14 protein-coding genes are annotated in these 15,597 nt (G+C 73.1%); 7 read left to right on the top strand and 7 right to left on the bottom strand.

Going from position 1 to position 15,597, the window contains the following annotated elements:
* Positions 1-6 precede the first annotated feature (6 nt).
* Positions 7-237: a ferredoxin gene (locus TR46_RS15750; RefSeq protein WP_042400715.1), complete on the top strand. Its 231-nt coding sequence runs from the start codon at positions 7-9 to the stop codon at positions 235-237.
* A 167-nt stretch (positions 238-404) separates the two neighbouring features.
* On the opposite strand, the gene TR46_RS15745 is transcribed toward TR46_RS15750, so the two are convergent.
* Entirely contained in the window at positions 405-1,001 is a 597-nt protein-coding gene (locus TR46_RS15745; RefSeq protein ID WP_030251215.1) for a TetR family transcriptional regulator, read from the bottom strand.
* Positions 1,002-1,216: 215 nt separating this feature from the next.
* Between TR46_RS15745 and TR46_RS15740 the strand changes: the two genes are divergently transcribed.
* The 3 genes from TR46_RS15740 (at position 1,217) to TR46_RS15730 (ending at position 4,515) form a co-directional block, all read left to right on the top strand.
* On the top strand, positions 1,217-2,545 hold the full coding sequence (locus tag TR46_RS15740) for a glycosyltransferase family 4 protein (RefSeq protein WP_042400709.1): 1,329 nt from the start codon (positions 1,217-1,219) through the stop codon (positions 2,543-2,545).
* Between the two features lie 144 nt (positions 2,546-2,689).
* Complete coding sequence (locus TR46_RS15735) at positions 2,690-3,433, top strand: class I SAM-dependent methyltransferase (protein ID WP_042400708.1); 744 nt, start codon at positions 2,690-2,692, stop codon at positions 3,431-3,433.
* On the top strand, positions 3,430-4,515 hold the full coding sequence (locus tag TR46_RS15730) for a prenyltransferase/squalene oxidase repeat-containing protein (RefSeq protein ID WP_042400705.1): 1,086 nt from the start codon (positions 3,430-3,432) through the stop codon (positions 4,513-4,515). The genes TR46_RS15735 and TR46_RS15730 overlap by 4 nt, the downstream gene beginning before the upstream one ends.
* Before the next feature lie 7 nt (positions 4,516-4,522).
* Here TR46_RS15730 and TR46_RS15725 read toward each other — a convergent pair whose 3' ends face one another.
* Positions 4,523-4,801 (bottom strand): hypothetical protein, encoded by a 279-nt coding sequence (locus TR46_RS15725; protein WP_042400703.1) that lies wholly within the window; start codon positions 4,799-4,801, stop codon positions 4,523-4,525.
* Positions 4,802-4,881: 80 nt separating this feature from the next.
* On the opposite strand from TR46_RS15725, the gene TR46_RS15720 reads away from it, so the two are divergent.
* Complete coding sequence (locus TR46_RS15720) at positions 4,882-5,661, top strand: maleylpyruvate isomerase family mycothiol-dependent enzyme (RefSeq protein ID WP_042400700.1); 780 nt, start codon at positions 4,882-4,884, stop codon at positions 5,659-5,661.
* 68 nt (positions 5,662-5,729) lie between these two features.
* Here the strand turns inward: TR46_RS15720 and TR46_RS15715 are convergent, their stop codons facing one another.
* The 5 genes from TR46_RS15715 to TR46_RS15695 form a co-directional block, all read right to left on the bottom strand.
* The gene (locus tag TR46_RS15715; RefSeq protein ID WP_042400698.1) at positions 5,730-6,746 is read right to left on the bottom strand and encodes an LLM class F420-dependent oxidoreductase; all 1,017 of its coding nucleotides are present in this window, start codon (positions 6,744-6,746) and stop codon (positions 5,730-5,732) included.
* 196 nt (positions 6,747-6,942) lie between these two features.
* The gene (locus TR46_RS38005; RefSeq protein ID WP_152626514.1) at positions 6,943-8,094 is read right to left on the bottom strand and encodes a DUF5336 domain-containing protein; all 1,152 of its coding nucleotides are present in this window, start codon (positions 8,092-8,094) and stop codon (positions 6,943-6,945) included.
* 191 nt (positions 8,095-8,285) lie between these two features.
* Positions 8,286-9,326 (bottom strand): N-acetylmuramoyl-L-alanine amidase, encoded by a 1,041-nt coding sequence (locus TR46_RS15705; RefSeq protein WP_042400695.1) that lies wholly within the window; start codon positions 9,324-9,326, stop codon positions 8,286-8,288.
* On the bottom strand, positions 9,316-10,920 hold the full coding sequence (locus tag TR46_RS43100) for a hypothetical protein (protein WP_152626513.1): 1,605 nt from the start codon (positions 10,918-10,920) through the stop codon (positions 9,316-9,318). The genes TR46_RS15705 and TR46_RS43100 overlap by 11 nt, the downstream gene beginning before the upstream one ends.
* Before the next feature lie 121 nt (positions 10,921-11,041).
* The gene (locus TR46_RS15695; RefSeq protein WP_042400689.1) at positions 11,042-11,701 is read right to left on the bottom strand and encodes a class I SAM-dependent methyltransferase; all 660 of its coding nucleotides are present in this window, start codon (positions 11,699-11,701) and stop codon (positions 11,042-11,044) included.
* 231 nt (positions 11,702-11,932) lie between these two features.
* Between TR46_RS15695 and TR46_RS15690 the strand changes: the two genes are divergently transcribed.
* Complete coding sequence (locus tag TR46_RS15690) at positions 11,933-14,170, top strand: acyl-CoA dehydrogenase family protein (protein ID WP_042400686.1); 2,238 nt, start codon at positions 11,933-11,935, stop codon at positions 14,168-14,170.
* 27 nt (positions 14,171-14,197) lie between these two features.
* The gene (locus TR46_RS15685) at positions 14,198-15,391 is read left to right on the top strand and encodes a lipid-transfer protein (RefSeq protein ID WP_042400683.1); all 1,194 of its coding nucleotides are present in this window, start codon (positions 14,198-14,200) and stop codon (positions 15,389-15,391) included.
* The last annotated feature ends 206 nt before the right edge of the window (positions 15,392-15,597 follow it).

The following is a 15,597-nucleotide window of genomic DNA, read 5'->3' as shown; positions in this document are numbered from 1 at the left end:
GGGTTGATGGGGGACCGCTGGCGGGTGGAGGTGGACCGGTCGGTGTGCATCGGCTCCGGGCTCTGCGTGGCCTCGGCGCCGGACGGCTTCCGGCTGGACGCCGCGCGGCAGTCGCATCCGGTGGAGGACGAGGCGGACGCGGCGGAGTCCCTGCTGGCAGCGGCCGAGAGCTGTCCCGTCGAGGCCATCCGCCTGCGGCTCGCCGGGAGCAGCGAGCCCGTCTTTCCGCCGGACTGACGGGGGTGCGGTTCTTTTTTCAGGTGTGGACCGTTGCTGGCTTGTCGCGCAGTTCCCCGCGCCCCTGGACAGTGCAACTCGCCCGCAGTGGCTCAGTTGCAGCCCCCATGGGCGCGGGGAACTGCGCGACAAGCCATGCTCATGCCGCACCCGAAAACCGACGGCAGCTACTCCGCGAGCAGCTTGCAGGCCGTCTCCAGATCGATCCGCACCTGCGCGATCGAGGCGCGCCCGCTCAGCCAGGTGACCAGCGCCGAGTGCCAGGTGTGCTCGATCACCCGCACCGCGGCCAACTGGTCGCGGCTCAGCGGGTGGTCCAACGCCATCGCCTCGGTGATCAGCACCGCGGTGAGCCGACTGACCTGGTCCACTTCGGCGCTCACCGAGCGGTCGGCGAAGGTCAGCGCCCGGACCATGGCCTCGGCCAACTGCGGCTCGCGCTGCAGCCCGCGGAAGGTGCCCATCAGCGTCTCGGTGACCCGGGCGCCCGGGTCGGTCGCGGAGGGCGGGTGCTTGCGCAGCTGTGACTGCATCAGCTGGAGCTGGTCCTGCATGGTGGCGACCAGCAGGTGCACCTTGGAGGGGAAGTAGCGGTAGAGCGTGCCCAGAGCGACGCCCGAGCTCTCGGCGACTTCGCGCATCTGCACGGCGTCGAAGCCCCCGCGGGAGGCGAGCTGGGCCGCCGTGTGCAGGATCCGGCGGCGTCGGGCCTCCTGCCGCTCGGTGAGCGGCGGCGCGGCCGGCGGCCTGGGGTTGGTGGTCAGGTCGCTCACCCCGTCTGGGTCGTCGTGCTGTCGGCGCTGTGCTGTCGGTGTTCCGAATGATGGCGCAGACACCACGGGTGGCGCGAATCACCAGCCCTGCTCCGGAGCCGAAAGCTACGGGCCGGTAATCTCAGGGGCTCCATGCGCTGCATCATTGGAACGTGTTCTAGATTACCCTGACCGAGGCAGCCGCTGACAGAGGAGAAGAATCCAAGGTGACCAGTGCCGTGCGGGGCCACGCGCCCGCTGACCGGCCGCTGCGGATCGCGTTGCTCTCCTACAAGGGCAACCCCTTCTGTGGTGGGCAGGGTGTCTACGTCCGTCACCTCTCCCGCGAGCTGGCCCGGCTCGGCCATGACGTCGAGGTGCTGGGCGGCCAGCCGTACCCGGTGCTGGACCAGGTCGAACGGGGCAGGCTCTCGTTCACCGAGATCGCCAGCCTGGACCTGTACCGGCAGCCCGACCCGTTCCGCAATCCCCGCCTCGGCGAGTACCGCAGCCTCGCCGACGTGGTCGAGTACGCCACCATGCGCACCGGCGGCTTCCCCGAGCCGCTGACCTTCAGCATGCGGGCCCGTCGCCACCTGGCCCGGCACCGTGGCCGCTACGACGTCGTGCACGACAACCAGACCCTCGGCTACGGCCTGCTCGGCCTGGAGCGCATCGGCTTCCCGCTGGTCACCACCATCCACCACCCGGTCACCGTGGACCGGGAGTTGGACCTCGCCGCCGCCGAGGGCCCGCTCAAGCAGCTGTCGGTGCGCCGCTGGTACGGCTTCACCCGGATGCAGCGCCGGGTCGCCCAGCGGCTGGACTCGATCCTGACGGTCTCGCAGAGCTCCGGCCGGGAGATCAGCGAGCACCTCGGCGTGCGCCCCGAGCGGATCCATGTGGTGCCGATCGGCGCGGACGTCCGGCTCTGGTCGCCGGACCCGTCGGTGCCGGTAGTGCCCGGACGCATCGTCACCACCTCCAGCGCGGACGTCCCGCTCAAGGGCCTGGTCCACCTGGTCGAAGCGCTGGCCAAGGTCCGCACCGAGCGTGAGGCGCACCTGGTCGTGGTCGGCCGGCGGCGCGAGGACGGGCCGGTGGCCGACGCGATCCGCAGGCTCGGCCTGGAGGGCGCGGTGGAGTTCCGCGGCGGCATCGACGACCAGGAGTTCGTCGACCTGGTGCGCAGCGCCGAGGTCGCCTGCGTGCCCTCCCTCTACGAGGGCTTCTCGCTGCCCGCCGCCGAGGCGATGGCCACCGGCACCCCGCTGGTCGCCACCACCGGCGGCGCGATCCCCGAGGTCTCCGGCGCCGACGGCGAGACCTGCCTGGCCGTGCCCCCGGGCGACGCCGGAGCGCTCGCGGTGGCACTGGGCCGGCTGCTGGACGACGCCGAACTGCGGGCCAGGATCGGCGCCGCCGGACGCGAGCGGGTGCTGGCCCGGTTCACCTGGGAGCGCGCCGCCGAACTCACCGCCGAGCGCTACCGCGAGGCCATCGCCACCGGCGTCGGGCAACGCGCCCGGACCGGCGACGGCTGGAGGTACGTCTAGCCCGCGGGTGACCCGTCGCCCGCGAACCCTTCGAGCCTTCGAATCCCTGCCCGACCCTCCCCCTGTCTTCCCACGTGACCGACGCCCGACTGCCCGACTGCCCGAAGCCGTCGGCGTCGACGACGCGAATGGAGCCCCGCGACCGTGCTGACCGTCGATTTCTCCCGCTTCCCGATCGCCCCCGGCGACCGGGTGCTCGACCTCGGCTGCGGCGGTGGCCGGCACGCCTTCGAGGTCTACCGGCGCGGTGGCCGCGTCATCGCCCTGGACCGCAACGCGGAGGAGATCCGCGAGGTCAAGCGCTGGTTCTCGGCGATGGAGCAGGAGGGCGAGGCCCCGGCCGGCGCCTCGGCGGTCGCGATGGAGGGCGACGCGCTGGCGCTGCCCTTCCCCGACGACAGTTTCGACAAGGTCATCATCTCCGAGGTGATGGAGCACATCCCGGACGACAAGGGCGTGCTCGCCGAGATGGTCCGGGTGCTCAAGCCCGGCGGTTCCATCGCGATCACCGTGCCGCGCTGGCTGCCCGAGCAGGTCTGCTGGGCGCTCTCGGACGCGTACCACGAGGTCGAGGGCGGCCACATCCGGATCTACCGCGGCGACGAGCTGGTCGGCAGGATGCGCGAGGCCGGGCTGGAGCCCTACGGTCAGCACCACGCCCATGCGCTGCACTCGCCGTACTGGTGGATCAAGTGCGCGGTCGGCGTCGACAATGACAAGGCGCTGCCGGTCCGCGCCTACCACCAGCTGCTGGTCTGGGACATCGTCGGCACCCCGGTGATCAGCAGACTGACCCGGGCCGCCGAGAGCGCGCTGAACCCGCTGATCGGCAAGAGCTTCGTCGCCTATGCGACCAAGCCCCGGGCCGACCGGACGGTGCTCGGGTGACGGCGGGCACCGGGCCCGTCGCCGTCCCCGAGGTCCTGGTCCTGCCGGGTGTGCTGGACGCCGGGCAGGCCGCCGCCACGGTCCGCAGCATCCTCGCCGACCAGCAGGCCGACGGCGGCATCCCCTGGTTCGCCGGCGGCCACCTGGACCCCTGGGACCACACCGAGGCCGCGATGGCCCTGGACGTGGCCGGCGAGCACGCCGCCGCCGAGGCTGCCTACCGCTGGCTGATGCGGCATCAGAACCCGGACGGCTCCTGGTACTCCGCCTACACGGACGGCGTGGTGACGGACCGGAACCGGGAGTCCAACTTCTGCGCCTACATCGCCGTCGGGATCTGGCACCACCACCTGGCCACCGGCGACGACACCTTCCTGGAGGAGGTCTGGCCCACCGTGGTCCGCGCGGTCGAGTTCGTCCTCGGCCTCCAGCGGGCCGACGGCACCGTCGCCTGGCGCCGCGACGAGGACGGGAGCGCGCCGGACGAGGCGCTGCTCACCGGCTGCTCCAGCGTGCACCATGCGCTGCGGTGCGCGCTGGCCATCGCCGACTGCCTGGAGGAGCCGCAGCCCGACTGGGAGCTGGCCGCCGGACGGCTCGGCCACGCGGTAGCCGGACACCCGGAGGCGTTCCTGGACAAGGACCGCTACTCCATGGACTGGTACTACCCGGTGCTGGGGACGGCGCTGCGCGGAGCGGCCGCCGCGGAGCGGATCGAACGCGACTGGAACCGCTTCGTGGTGCCGGGCCTCGGCGTCCGCTGCGTCTCGGACCGGCCCTGGGTCACCGGCGGTGAGAGCGCCGAGCTGGCCCTGGCGCTCTGGGCGATCGGCGAGTCCGACCGCGCCGTGGAGATACTCCGTTCCATCCAGCACCTGCGCCACCAGGACGGCAGCTACTGGACCGGCTACGTCTTCGAGGACGACGCGGTCTGGCCCGAGGAGCGCACCACCTGGACGGCGGGCGCGCTGCTGCTGGCCGTGGCGGCCCTGGGCGGGGACGAGGCCACCGCGACCGTCTTCGGCGGCGCACAGCTTCCGACCGGACTCGCCGACGAGTGCTGCGCGCCGCAGGAGTGCTGACGCTCCGTCACTCGCGGGAGCCGGTGCGCCCGAGGGCGTTGCCGACGGCTCCGTAGACCAGGGCCGGCAGGCCGAAGACGAGCAGGGCGCGCAGCTTGTTGTTGTGGATGTCCGCGCCGTGGAAGAGGTGGCTGGACCAGGTGGCGAGCCAGTCTGCTGCCTCACGGAACCAGTTGACCACCGAGTTGCCGGTGTTGGCGTCGAAGAGGTACAGCAGGAACCAGATGACGAGGATCAGCGCCCCTATGTACAGGGCGAGTCCGATCAGACGTAGGAGACCGCTCATGTTCTGACGCCTGCCCGGCCCGGAGGGATGCTAACTTCCACGCACACGGAAGATGTTTCCAGAAGGGGGTGTGACCTGCGGTGGACTTGCTCGGACACGAACGGTACCTGGCAGCGGTGGAGGCGGACGCGCGGCTCTTCGCCGCGGCGATGGCCGAGGGCGATCCCGAGGTGATGGTGCCCAGCTGCCCGGAGTGGCGCCTCGTCAACCTCTGCACCCATCTGGGCAAGGTGCACCGCTGGGTGACCCAGATCGTCAGCACCCGTGCGCAGGAGCGGGTCGACTGGAGCGCCCTGCCCGACGCCAAGGCCCCCGCCGACCCGGCCGGACTGGCCGAGTGGCTGCTCCGCGGCGCCCTGCAGGTGACGGCGGTGCTGCGGGAGGCCGGCCCCGGGGTGCCGGTGTGGGGCTGGGCGGGGGAGCACAGCACCGGCTGGTGGGGGCGGCGGATGGCACAGGAGACACTGGTGCACCGGATCGACGCCGAGCTGGCGGTGGGCGGCACGCCGGGCGGGATCGACGCGGAGCTGGCCGCGGACAACATCGACGAGCTGCTGGCCAATGCGTTCGCACCGGCGTCCCGGGCGTTCCCGAACCGGGACCGGCTGCGGGGCGAGGGCGAGGGCGACAGCCTGCATGTGCACTGCACCGACGTGCCGGGGGAATGGCTGCTGCGGCGCACCCCGGAGGGCTTCACCTACGAGCACGGGCACGCCAAGGGCGACGCGGTGCTGCGGGGGCCCGCGGCGGAGCTGATGCTGCTGGTCAACAAGCGGCTGCCGGACGGCAGGAACGACGTCCAGGTGATCGGCGACGACCGGGTGGTCGGGCTGTGGCTGGACGGCCTGACGCTTGACTGACGTTCCGTCAAGGCTGGTCGGATTAGGTGTGGGTGGTGCAGGCGCGGTTGGTACAGGGGTGGCTCCGCTCACAGCACCAGTTCGGCGAGGGTGCGCAGGGTGAGCGGGTCGCGGGTGGTGACCAGCAGGTCGGTGACCGGACTCGCCGTCCAGGCCTGCAGCCGCTCGGCGATCCGGGCGCGTGGGCCGACCAGGGAGATCTCGTCGGCGAAGGCGGCGGGGACGGTGGCGACGGCCTCGTCCTGCCGTCCGGCCAGGAAGAGTTCCTGGATGCGCCGGGCCTCGGACTCGTAGCCCATCCTGGCCATCAGGTCGGCGTGGAAGTTGCGACCGCGCGCCCCCATCCCGCCGACGTAGAAGCCGAGCATGGCCTGGATCGGCGCCAGCCCCTCGGCCACGTCCTCGCAGACGCGGGCATGGACCAGCGGGGCGACAGTGAAGCCGGGGCGGGCCTGGGCCAGTGCGTCCGCGTAGAGGTCGTCGCCCCGGGCGGTGGGGGAGAAGTAGAGCGGCAGCCAGCCGTCGGCGATCCGGACGGTCTGGGCGATGTTCTTGGGGCCCTCGGCGCCGAGCAGGATCGGCAGGTCGGACCGGAGCGGGTGCAGGATCGGCTTCAGCGGCTTGCCGAGGCCGGTGCCGTCAGCGCCGGGGTAGGGCAGCGGGTGGTAGGCGCCGTCCAGGGTCACCGGGTTTTCGCGGCGCAGCACCTGGCGTACCACGTCCACGTACTCCCGGACGGCGGTGAGCGGGGAGCGCGGGAACGGCCGGCCGTACCAGCCCTCGACGACCTGCGGTCCGGACAGGCCCAGGCCCAGCATCAGCCGGCCGCCGGAGAGGTGGTCCAGGGTCATCGCGTGCATGGCGGTGGCGGTGGGGGTGCGCGCCGCCATCTGGGCGATGCCGGTGCCCAGGCGGATGGTGGTGGTGCGGGCGGCGATCCAGGTGAGCGGGGTGAACGCGTCGGAGCCCCAGGCCTCGGCGGTCCAGACGCTGTGGTAGCCGAGGCGCTCGGCCTCGACGGCGAGGTCCAGGAAGCCGGGGGAGGGGGCGGCGCCCCAGTAGCCGAGTGCGAGCCCGAGTCGCATGGTGGGACCCCCAAGGTCGGTGTCGAGGCTGGCGTGGAGCAGATCTGATGGTCCGTCAGTTTTGCTTGGGGGTGAGCGTAGGGCGCGTGGCGTGAGGCCACAACGGGCGCGGGCCGGGACAGTGGTGAACTGTCCCGGCCCGCGCCCGTCAGGCGCGCCGATGCCGGCGCCGATGTGTGCGCAGGTGCGCTCGCTGTCAACCGCGCTGGATGCCCGAGGTGTCGGACAGCAGGCCGCGCTTGCCCTCCTGGGTCTGGGTGAGCAGGGCGTCGCCGCGCTGCGCGATGGCCAGGTACCAGGTGCCGGGGACCAGTTCGCCGACGGACGGCCCGTCGTCCCCTTCCGGAGCTAGCGCGCGGGGCGCGGGGACGGCGAACCAGAACGGCGCGAACGCCGGTGCCGCCGGGCTCTCGGCGGCGGGTGCGGCAGCAGGCGCCGCGGCGGCCGGCTCGGGCTGGGCCGCCTTCTCCAGGTTGTGCGGCTGGGCGGCCTGCTCCTCGGCTGCGGCCGAGGACTGCGGCTTGACCACCGGCGTGAGCAGCGCGGTCGCGTTGTCCTCACGCTCGCGCGGCGGCGGGGCGTCCTGCGGGGTCGCGGCGGGCGTGGGCTCCGGGGCGGGAGTCGGGGCCGGGGCGGACGCCGCGGGGGCGGGCTGAGGGTAGCCGTAGCCGCTGGGCTGCTGCTGGTACGGCTGGGGCTGGGGCTGCTGCTGGTTGGGCGCCGGGGCGACCGGCCCGCTGAAGGGCTGGCCCGGCTGGGCCTGCTGCACCGGCTGGCCGTGGTGGAACTGCTGCCCCGGCTGCGGCTGGTAGGGCTGCTGGCCGGGGTGGCCGGGGTGGCCGGGGTGACCCGGCTGACCGTACGTCGGGTAGCCGCCGGGGCCGGTCATCTGCTGCGGCGCCGTCGGCGACGCGGGGGCCAGCGGTGCCGTCAGAGCGGGCAGCAGCGGGGTCGCGATCGCCGCACCGGCCGTCAACAGTGCGAACAGAAAGCCGAGATATGCCCCGAACGAGTGACTGAACAGCGGGGACGGGGTGGAGAACAGCGACCACAGCGCCGACCACAGCGCTGCGACGGTCAGCACCGTGCCCCAGTGCGCCAGTTCGATGCCGGCGACCTTGGGCGCCTGCGGCATCAGCCGGCCGACGAGCACCAGCGCCGCGCCGATCACGCCCAGGAAGAACACTGCGGGGAGCAGCGGGAAGAAGCTGCCGTGCCAGGCGTTGGCGGTGCAGCTGGTGGAGCTGCCGCAGTCGGCGCTGTAGTAGGGCAGGAACGAGGAGATCAGCAACAGGAGCGCCGCAGCCGCGAGCGCCGCGTCTCCCCTGGTGACGGTTCTGGGGTTCACCGTGAGAGCCCTCTCGTGATTGGTGGGGCGATGCTTGGACCGCCCATAGCGTACGGTGTTCGGGCTTTGATGGAGACGTCTGGATCATTCCGGTTTCGTGTGTTCGCGTCAAAACCCACGTTGAATCACGCAGCGAAACCGGCGTCGAAACGGGCGTCGAAGCCGCCGCCGTCCGGAGCGGCGACCCACCGTCAGTTGCCGCTCTCCAGGAAGGTGGTGATCCCCTTGACGACCCCCTGCGCGGCGAGCTGCCGCCAGGAGGCACTGGTCATCTCCCCGGCGTCGGTCGCGTTACGCATGTTGCCGCATTCGATGAAGATCTTGGGCACCTTCGACATGTTCAGTCCGCCCAGGTCACTGCGGACGTCGAGGCCGGATCCGTTGCTGATGTAGTTGGCGAACGGCTCGGCGGTGACGCTGTGGAAGGCCGCGCGGACATCGACGCCCAGGGTGCGGGAGGGTGCCACGATGGCCAGGTTGTCGGCGGCGCCCTGGTCCACGCCGGCCGGGAGGATCACATGGAAGCCGCGGTCGCTCGCCGGGGCCCCGTCGCCGTGGATGGAGATCGCCGCATCGGCGTGGGCATTGTTGCCGATGGCGGCGCGCTCGGTGACGCAGGGACCCCAGGTCGTGGCGCCGTCCTGGGTGAACACCACCTTGGCGCCCTCGGCCTCCAGCAGGGTGCGGGCCCGCCGGGCCACGTCGAGGGTGAAGTCCGCCTCCAGGTAGCCGCCGTCGGTCTCGGTGCCGGTGGTGTCGCAGTTGGTCGTGCCGTTGCCGATCTGGACCAGCTTGTTGATCTCGGTGGCGTACGAGCCGTTGTTCGGGTTGTGGCCGGGGTCGATCACCACGGTCTTGCCCGCCAGGGGCTGCCCCGACGCGGCCGGGACCTTTCCGGCGTCGGAGTGGGCGGCGGACGCCGAGGACGAGGCCGAGGCTGAGGCCGCCCGGGACGCCGGGTGCGAGGCGGACGGGCCCGCGCTGCCGGAGGCGGCTCCCGAGGCGGAGGTCCCTCCGGCGGCCGGTCCGGTGGCCAGCCCCGGAGCCGGGAGGCTGCCCACGGCCACGCCGCTCCCGTCCTTCTTGGGCCCGGCGACGGCCTCCCAGCCCAGCCAGCCCGCGAAGCCCAGCGGCACCAGGGCGGCCACGACCACGGCGGCGGTGGCTGCCCGCGCGGCCCGGCGGCGCGGCTCGGGGACGTCGTAACGGTCGAGGGGGTGGTCAGATCTCACCGTCTGTCCTTGTCGCCAGGCCGTACCGGGTCGCGATCGGGTTCCAGGCCGCGACGAAGCTCTTCTTGTCGGTGGTTGCGGAGGTGCTCTGACTCAAACCGTTGTTCCAATCGGCGGTGTGCGGGGAGTTGCCGGGGGTGCAGCCGCCGTTGGCCATCGCCCCGGCCCAGGTGGCGAAGTCGGTGTCGGCCGCAGCCGACTCCGACCAGGCCTGGCTCAGTGTCTTCATCGCGGCGGCGGCCCCGGTCGGGAGCTGGGACACGTCCAGGGAGGCGGCTTGCTGGGACAGCGACTGCCGGGCCTGGGCGGCCTGGGTCAGCACGCTCTGGGCGTTGGAGACCGAGCCGGAGTCGGTGCAGTTGTCGACCGCCTGGACGGCATTGGCCACCTGGGAACGGGAGCTCGCCGAGGTGGAGAGCAACTGGTCGACGGCCGACGCCTGCGACTGGGCCTGCGCGGTGTCGCTCGCCGAGGGGCTGGCGGACTGGCTGCCGCTCGGCGAGGCGGAGTCCGAGGGGCCGGCGCTGGTCGAGGGCGCGCCGCTGGTGGCCACCGGCGGCGCGGTGGTGTTGCTCGCGGCGGCCTTGTTCTTGGTCAGGCCCAGACCCCAGACCGCGCCCACACCCAGCAGCGCGGCGACCACGACGACCAGGGCGATCAGCAGCGGAAGGTTCCGCCGCCGACCGTCACCGCCGCCGGGGCCGCCGGGGCCGCCGGGGCCGCCCGGTCCACCGGGGCCGGGGCCCGGGCCCGGGCCGCCGGGGTAGGCCGGCGGGTAGCCGTACTGGTGCTGCGGCTGCGGCTGGATCGGGTACAGCGGGGGCTGGCCGGGCTGCTGGTACTGCGTCTGGTGCGGCTGCGGCTGCGGCTGGTGCGGCGCCTGGCCGGGCAGGGTGGCACCTTGGCCCTGGTAGGGGCCCTGCGCACCCTGACCTTGGCCCTGGTAGGGCGGCTGAGCACCGCCCGGGGGCGGGCCGTACTGCGGCGCGGCCGGAGCCCCCTGGGGCCGGTAGCCCGGCGCCCCGTAGCCGGGGGCGCTGTAGCCCGGCGTGCCCTGGGCCGGCGGCGGGTACCCGTACGCCGCTCCCGGCGCGGTCGGCGGTGGCTGCGGCCCGGCCGGAGCCGGTCCGCCCTGCGGCGGCGTGACCTGCGGTATGTCCTTGGCTGTGGGGACGTAGGGACGGCCCAACGGCTGGTCGAACTGCGTCGGCGGCGGAGTGCTCGGCTGCGGGGGCAGAACGGAGGTCGGCTCGTCCCCGTCGGGGGCGGGTCCGGGGCCATGGCCGGGCCCGGAATCAGGGCTCGCGGCCGCGTTCCGGGCCGGGGCTGTCAGCGTGGCCGGCGGTCCGGGTGGTGGAACGGCCGGTGGCCCGGGCGGCGGCGACAGGTCGGACGCGGCGGGGGACTGCGGTCCCTCGCCGGCTTCGGCCTCCGACTGCTCCGCCGGGCCCTCCGGGCTCCCGTCCGGCTCCTGGTTCTCCGGCCGCTGCCACATGGCCGCCGTCTTGGGGTCGCGACGGCGCACCCAGCCGCCCGCGCCGTCCCTGGCTGTGGGATCCCACACAGCAGGTGCGCTGTCCTCCGCATCGGCCATTGCCGGTCCCTCCCCCGCCTCCCGCTGGCGCGTCTGTTCCCGCCACCGTACCGAAGCCGGGCTCCGGGGTGCGGAGCTTGTCCGCGATCAGTGCCGGTACGGGGCGGGGCGGGGCGGCTGCTCAGCCCCGCCGCAGCACCCGCAGCGAGCCGGTCACCGAGACCTCGGTGAAGCCTTCGGCGAGCGCGCGCAGGTACACCCGGTACGGGGCCTGGCCGCCGTCCGCCGGGTCCGGGAACACGTCGTGCACCACCAGGAGGCCGCCCGGGGCCAGGTGCGGCGTCCAGCCCTCGTAGTCGCCGGTGGCGTGCTCGTCGGTGTGACCGCCGTCGATGAACACCAGCCCCAGCGGCGAACCCCACACGGCCGCCACCTGCGGAGACCGTCCCACCAGGGCGATCACATGGTCCTCCAGCCCGGCCGCGTGCAGGGTGCGGCGGAACCGCGGCAGGGTGTCCATCCGGCCCACCTCCGGGTCGACCAGCGAGGCGTCGTGGTACTCCCAGCCGGGCTGCTGCTCCTCGGACCCCCGGTGGTGGTCGACGGTGAGCGCCGTCACACCCGCCCGCCGGGCGGCGTCGGCGAGCAGCAGCGTGGAGCGCCCGCAGTAGCTGCCCACCTCCAGCAACGGCAACCCGGTCCGCTCCGCCGCGGCGACAGCCGCCGCATACAGCGCCAGCCCCTCGCCCACGGGCATGAACCCGGTCGCCCCCTCGAACGCCGCGAGCACAGCGGCGGAGGGCACCCCGGCGGTGGTTGCTGTCGTGTCGGTGTCCGTCATCCGAGCTGCTCTCCTGTCACTGCCTGCGTAGTCCCGGGTCTGGACCCTACTCGACGGTACGCCGGGCGGCCTTCGCTCGCGCACGGGCCACCGGCGGAGGTGCCCGGGGAAGGTTCTGCGGGGCGGGGGTTTCCGAAATCTACAACGGGTTCTAATCTGACGGTGCGTCAGATACCGGTTGGCAGCGTATGCCGCCGGGGTGGACCGGAGCCGAGGGCCGAAGGGGAGCGCATGGCCATAGGGATCAGCGAGGACCATCGTCAGCTGCGGGCGGCCGTGCGGGGCCGGTTGGAGCAAGAGGTCCCGCCGGAGGTCGTGCGTGATCGGCTCGGACGGTACGGGCCCGCTGGGGACGCGCTTGCCGTGGATGGGCAGGAGCGGGCGCGTCCTGGGCGGGCGGCGTGGTGGGACGGGCTCGCCGGGCAGGGGCTGATGGGCCTGCACCTGCCCGGCGAGCACGGCGGGGGCGGCGGAGACCTGCTGGACCTGGCCGTGGTGGTGGAGGAGACGGGCCGTGCCGTGCTGCCCGGTGCGTATCTGCCGACGCTGCTGGCGTCCACGGTGCTCGCTGCGGCCGATGGGGCGGAGGCCAAGCGGTGGCTGGCCGGGCTGGGCGACGGCAGTTGTACGGGGGCGCTGGCGCTGGAGCCGGGCGGCTTGCGCGCCGAGCGTGTCGCCGACGGGTGGCGGCTGAGCGGGAGCAGCGGTCCGGTGCTCGGGGGTGACGAGGCCGAGGTGCTGGTGCTGGCTGCGGCGTTGGAGGACGGCGGGTCGGGCTGGTTCGCGGTGGGTACGGATGCGGGCGCGGATGCGGATGCCGGGGGGCTGAAGGTGCGTCCGCGTCCCGCGTTGGATCTGACCCGGGGGCTGGCGGTGGTCGAGGCCGGGGCCGCCGGGGTGCTGCTGGCCGAGGAGCAGCGGCTCGATGTGGACGGTGCGCAGGTCCGGGCGCTGGCGTCGGTGGTGCTGGCGGCGGAGGCCTGCGGGATTGCCGGGTGGGCGCTGGACACGGCTGTCGCGCATGCCCGGGTGCGGGAGCAGTTCGGGCGGCCGATCGGACAGTTCCAGGCGGTCAAGCACTTGTGCTCGTGGATGCTGGTCCGGGCCGAGGCGGCCCGGGCCGCGACCTGGCAGGCGGCGCGCGACCCGGCGCCGTTGGCGGCGGCGGTCGCGGCGGCGCTGGCGCTGGAGGCGGCGTTCGAGAACGCCAAGGACTGTATCCAGGTGCTCGGCGGGATCGGGTTCACCTGGGAGCATCCGGCGCATCTGCGGCTGCGGCGAGCGATGACTTTGCGTCAGTTGCTGGGCGCCGGTGCGGAACTCGACGGACGGGTGGCACGGATCGCCGCGGAGCAGGGGTTCGACCGGCCGGTGCTGGAACTCCCGCCCGAGGCCGAGGAGTTCCGCGCCGGACCGCGTGCCGCCGCCGCTGCCGTCCGAGGGCTCGACCCGGCTGAGCAGCGCCGCGGACTGGCCCCGGGCGGGTGGACGGCTCCGCACCTGCCGCCGCCGTACGGGCTCGGGGCGGACGCGTTGCGGCAGTTGGTGGTGGAGCAGGAGCTGCGGGCTGCCGGGGTGGTGCTGCCCGATCTCACCATCGGCACCTGGGTGATTCCCTCGATAGTCGCCCATGGCACCGCGGAGCAGCGTGAACGCTTCGTGATGTCGACTCTGAAGGGTGAGTTGACCTGGTGTCAGCTGTTCTCGGAACCCGAGGCCGGCTCAGATCTGGCATCGCTGCGCACCCGCGCGGTACGACTGCCGGACGGGCGCTGGCGGGTGGACGGGCAGAAGGTCTGGACGTCGAGCGCCCGCACCGCCGACTTCGGGATCCTGCTGGCGCGGACCTCGCCGGACCGGCCCAAGCACCAGGGGTTGACCTACTTCCTTGTCGATATGCGGACGACTCCAGGAATCGATATCCGGCCGCTCCGCGAGCTCACCGGCGACTCGGTCTTCAACGAGGTGTTCCTGGACGGCGTCGTCCTCCCGTCCGACGCGGTGGTCGGCGAGGTGGACGGCGGCTGGCGGGTGGCCAGGCACACCCTGGGCCATGAGCGGGTGCACATGGCGGACGCCAGCCCGACCGTCGACGCGGTGCGCAGGCTGCTGACGCTGTCGGGTGCGGGCCTGGGGACGGACAGCGACCGGAGCGCCCGACTGGGTCGGCTGGTCGCCGCCGAGCATGTCCTGACCTGCATCGATCTCAGGACGGCGCTGAGCAGCCTGGACGGTCTCGACCCCGGTCCGGGCGCCAGCGTCCGCAAGCTGGTGTCGGCTCCGCATGCCCAGCAGGTGGCCGAGTTGGCGCTGGAGATGTGCGGTCCGGCGGGCGCGGTGTCGGAGGGGGTGGGCGGCCAGGCGGCCCGGGCCTTCCTGATGGCGCGCTGCCTGACCATCGCCGGCGGCACCACACAGGTCCAGCTGAACGTCGTCGCGGAACGCATCCTCGGGCTGCCGAGGGATTGACCACAGCCACTGACGGGAGTCGGGCGAATGACTGGAAAGACATACGTCGTCGGCGTCGGCATGACCGACTTCGAGAAGCCGGAGAGCCGGGACTGGCAGTACTGGGACATGGCCCGTGAGGCCGGGCAGGCCGCCCTGGCCGATGCCGGGATCGACTACGCGCAGGTCGAGCAGGCGCCGGTGGGCTACTGCCTGCAGCAGTCGACGGCCGGTCAGCGGGCCGTCTACGAGCTGGGGCTGACCGGCATCCCGGTCTACAACGTCAACAACAACTGCGCCACCGGCTCCACGGCGCTGATGATGGCCCGTCAGTTCGTCGCGGGGGGCGGCAGTGACTGTGTCCTCGCGCTGGGCTTCGAGAAGATGAGCCGGGGCGCGCTCGGCGCGGGTGCGGGGGCCGGCGACTTCGCCACCAGCCCGGTGGCCCGGCACTACGGGGTGATGGCGGCCGGGCATGGATTCGCGGCCACGCCGCCGACCGCGCAGATCTTCGGCAACGCCGCCCGCGAGCACATGGAGCGCTACGGCACCACCGCCGAGCAGCTGGCCCTGGTCGGAGTGAAGAACCACCGCCATTCCGCGGCCAACCCCAGGGCCCAGTTCCGCGACGTGCACACCCTGGAGGAGGTGCTGGCGTCCAGGACCATCCATGAGCCCCTGACCAAGCTCCAGTGCTCGCCCACCTCGGACGGCGCGGCGGCGGCCGTCGTGGTCTCGGAGCGCTTCGTCGAGCAGCACGGGCTGCAGGACCGCGCGGTGGAGATCCTGGGCCAGGCCATGGCCACCGACACGGAGGCGAGCTTCGCCTCGGGGTCGTGCATCGACGTCGTCGGCAAGCCGATGAGCCGGGCCGCGGCGCTGGCGGTCTACCAGGAGTCCGGCCTCGGCATCGAGGACGTGGACGTGGTCGAGCTGCACGACTGCTTCTCCGTCAATGAGCTGCTGACCTACGAGGCGCTGGGCATGTGCGCGGACGGGGAGAGCGGCAAGCTGGTCGCCGAGGGTGCGACGACCTACGGCGGGCGCTGGGTGGTGAACCCGTCCGGGGGTCTGATCTCCAAGGGCCATCCGCTGGGCGCCACCGGGCTGGCGCAGTGCGCCGAGCTGGTCTGGCAACTGCGCGGCGAGGCGGCGGAACGGCAGGTCGCAGGCGCGCGGGTGGGTCTGGCGCACAACATCGGACTGGGCGGCGCGGCGGTGGTGACCATGCTGCGGCGCTGACCTGTCGGGCGGCTCGGGGAGTTCTCAAGGGCTCCGTGATGCGTTATACCTGACGGTGAGTCAGGTGAAACACGTTCTACTAGGCTGCGGCACAAGGGCCCCTGCCGGAGCCCGACCCACCGACCCGCGGGCGCGGCCGACCCAACCAGCCGCGACCCGTGCAGAGCGGCCCCGACGCGTCCGACGGTGCGGACGGACGCGTCGGG

The sequence above is a fragment of the Streptacidiphilus carbonis genome (assembly GCF_000787775.1).
GTDB lineage: Bacteria > Actinomycetota > Actinomycetes > Streptomycetales > Streptomycetaceae > Streptacidiphilus > Streptacidiphilus carbonis.
This window is presented reverse-complemented; position numbering and strand designations above follow the sequence as displayed.